Source organism: Fulvivirga kasyanovii, from assembly GCF_009711405.1.
Lineage (GTDB): Bacteria > Bacteroidota > Bacteroidia > Cytophagales > Cyclobacteriaceae > Fulvivirga > Fulvivirga kasyanovii.
The window spans coordinates 1-3,138 of record NZ_SMLW01000249.1 but is presented as its reverse complement, the minus strand read 5'-3'; the positions used below and the strand labels follow the sequence as shown (position 1 = coordinate 3,138).

Genomic DNA, 3,138 nt, shown 5'->3' with positions numbered 1-3,138 from the left:
GCAAGATGGTGGCGTTACTGAGAAGGAAAGGCAGTTTGTTATCAGTTTCTTTAAGCAGGAATTAGATCAGGATTCGGTAAAAGAATACCTGGAACTCTACGATAAATTTTCCGGGTACAACCAGGAAAGTAAAGACGACGATTCCGGAGAAGAAAACACAACTAAGAAACGTAAGCTTACATCGGTAAGGGATTCGGTAAAAACCCTTGGCCTTTGCAAGAAGATCAATAAAACCCTTACTCAAAAGCAAAAGGTTGTTGTACTCATCAAAATTCTTGAGTTGGTAGGTTCTGACCAGAACTTCACCCCTCAGAGAATGGAGATCATTGATACAATCAGTACCGTATTTAACATTGTTAAAGATGAATACAAGCTAATAGAAAGCTTTGTTATTCAGCAAGATATAAAAGAGCTTAACTTCAACGACCTCCTGCTCATTAATAGTAATGAGAACAATGACGGAGAAGGTGAAGCCAAGCATCTACAATCAGAAATACATGGCAACCTCATCTTCTTAAGAGTGAAGAGTGTTGACATGTATTTCACCAAATACCTGGGCAAAGATGAGATCGTTCTAAACGGTTTTATCATGCTGAAAAACCGGGTGTATTTGTTCTCGCATGGTAGTACAATAAAAACCCCGCAAGGAGCCGCCTTGTACTATAGCGACCTCATTTCCCTCTTTAATGAAGAATTCAACACCACAAAGCTTTCATTCAATGCCGAGATCGAAGAGTTTCGTTTTCCTAACGGAGCACTTGGGCTAAGGGATGTCCGGATAGCGGAAGGCCCTGGCAAGCTCATTGGTATTATGGGCGCCAGTGGAGCCGGAAAGACCACACTTCTCAACGTACTTGCAGGAATTGAAAAACCTACAAAGGGAAGCATCAGGATCAACGGCTTTGATATTCATGAAGATGAGGACCGTATACACGGAGTTATCGGGTATGTATCGCAGGACGACCTGCTCATAGAAGAACTAACCGTATACGAAAACCTTTATTACAACGCCAAACTTTGTTTTGCTACTTACTCCGAAGAGGAGTTGAATAAAAGGGTGCTTGATGTTCTGGAAAGTCTTGGCCTCGACCAACGCAAAGACCTCAAAGTAGGTAGCGTTCTGGACAAAACCATTAGTGGTGGACAGCGTAAAAGGCTTAACATCGCTCTGGAGTTAATTCGGGAACCTGCTATACTTTTTGTTGACGAACCCACATCAGGCCTTTCATCACGGGATTCAGAAAATGTAATTGACCTCTTAAAAGAACTTTCCCTCAAAGGGAAGCTTATCTTTGTGGTTATACACCAGCCATCGTCAGACATTTATAAAATGTTTGATAAAATGTACATGATGGATACCGGCGGGTATCCTGTATTTTATGGCAACCCTGTTGAAGCGGTTACCTATTTCAAAAAAGCCACCAACCAGGTTGACAGCCAGAGGGGACAGTGTGAAACCTGTGGTAACGTAAACCCGGAGCAGATCTTCAATATTATTGAAGCCAAAGTGGTTGATGAATACGGGCAGCTTACCAACAAGAGAAAAATAAATCCTCAGCAGTGGAATGAAAGTTTCAAGGAAAACTTCAGTATCGAAAAAGTTGAAGATGTAACTGAGGAGCCACCACATTCACTGGATATACCGAATAAGTTTAAGCAGACGGTGATATTCACTACACGTGATATGCTGAGCAAGATTAGCAATAAGCAGTACCTGCTCATTAACTTACTGGAAGCTCCCCTATTGGCACTGATCCTGGCTTTTATCATCAGGTACAAGAGTTCACCTTACGGCAATGAGTATCTTTTCAGGTTCAATGAAAATATACCGGCTTTCATGCTCATGAGTATAATTGTGGCCTTGTTTATGGGCCTAACAGTAAGTGCCGAAGAAATAATCCGGGACCGGAAGATACTTAAAAGAGAGTCGTTCCTTAACCTTAGCTGGAACAGTTATCTGATGTCCAAGCTATTTATTCTTTTCCTGCTATCAGCCATACAAACCTTCACTTTTGTGTTGATTGGCAATCTGATACTTGAAATCAGAGAGATGACGTTCGCCTTCTGGTTTGTCCTGTTTACGACTTCATGCATGGCCAATGTGCTGGGGCTTAATATTTCCAGTGCATTCAATTCGGCTGTAACAGTCTATGTACTCATACCTCTGCTACTCATCCCTCAGATGATCCTCAGTGGTCTTTTGTTTAGCTTTGATAAACTGAACAATATCATAAGCACCAAAGGCAAAGTACCCGTTGTGGCTGATCTTATGGCCTCACGTTGGGCTTACGAAGCCCTGGCAGTTGCCCAGTTTAAGAACAACCCCTATGAAGATCCATATTATGAGCTGGAAAAGATAGAGGCCGAGGCTGATTTTAAATCTTCCTACATTGTAGAAGATCTGAAAAAGAGGCTAAGCTATGTGGCTGATCACTTTGAAGACAAGAATGATTCAATAAAGACCATAGTTACCAGAGATCTTTCCATTATTAGACAAGAGTTGTCTGATGAGCCGTTTAGAGAAGGACTGGAAGGTGTTGATGTTAACAAAGATCTAACTATTGATAACTTTAGTAAAGAAAAAGCGGAGCAGTTAGAGCAATACTTCAATGCTTTTAAAACCCATTACCAGGACGTCTACAATAAGACGGTAGCCAAAAGGGATAATATGGTCTACTTCTTCGAAAACAGCGAAGAGTATGATTACAACCTAAATGAGTATAAAAACAAATATTACAATGAAAGCCTGGCTGACCTGGTTATGAATATCAATGAAAAAGACAGGATCATAGAATATCAGGGTGAATTGATCCAACAGATCAACCCTATATATAATGACCCTGATCAGCCGGAACATTTGCTGGATTACCGGACACATTTTTTCGCGCCAAAGAAGTACTTATTAGGAAGTTATGTAGATACATATTATTTTAATATGATAGTAATTTGGATAATGACATTAATTCTCTATTTTACGCTTTACTTTGAGTTGCTAAAGAAAGGTATTGAAGCTTTTGGCAAAATTAAATTTGGGCGTAAGGGAGAAGAATAACTTATCCTAAAAACAAGTTATGATTTGTAATAGATAAAGGAATTTATAATTTTGTTATCACTTTTTAATGTTTTACCTATGAGGAT

At 39.9% G+C, this 3,138-nt stretch carries 1 protein-coding gene; it reads left to right on the top strand.

The genetic code is table 11. The features are described from left to right. On the top strand, positions 1-3,052 hold a 3,052-nt coding region (locus E1163_RS01450; protein ID WP_155168749.1), incomplete at its 5' end, for an ATP-binding cassette domain-containing protein. Positions 3,053-3,138 lie beyond the last annotated feature (86 nt).